At 73.5% G+C, this 535-nt stretch carries 1 protein-coding gene; it reads right to left on the bottom strand.

The window, feature by feature from the left end:
* Positions 1-535: alanine racemase (gene alr, locus AC1DP0_RS22580; RefSeq protein ID WP_478088933.1), on the bottom strand; the 535-nt coding region annotated here is incomplete at both ends.

The raw sequence follows: 535 nt of genomic DNA, 5'->3' as shown, positions 1-535 counted from the left end.
CGTCGTCCCCCGGCGCGCCGACGTAGATCCTCGGCACCCGCGCGCCGAGCCGCGTCACGATCTCGTAGCTGATGGTGTCGGTCGCGTCGGCCCAGTCCTGCGCGGTCGGCTCACCGGGCGCTCCGCCGAAGAGGGTGACGACGTCACCGGCACGAGCCGGCGAGTCCGGGCCGAGGTCGACGACGAACTGGTCCATGCAGACGCGTCCGGCGATCGTCGTGCGGCGGCCCTCGACGAAGAGTGGTCCGACATTGGTCGCATTACGGGGCACGCCGTCCGCGTAGCCGGCCGGCACGAGCCCGACGACCGTGTCGACGTCGGGGACGTAGGCGTGGCCGTAGCTGATGCCCTGCCCCGCCGGCAGCGCCTTGACGAGGGCGAGCCGCGCGCGCAGCGTCATGACCGGGCGCAGGCCGAAGTCGTCGTCGACCTGCGGCACCGGGGTGAGGCCGTACATCGCGATCCCGGGCCGCACGAGGTCGGCGTGGGCCGAGGGGTGCACCAGGGTCGCGGCGGAGTTCGCGAGGTGACGCAC

Source organism: Terrabacter sp. P5_B1 (assembly GCF_056400505.1).
This window is presented reverse-complemented; position numbering and strand designations above follow the sequence as displayed.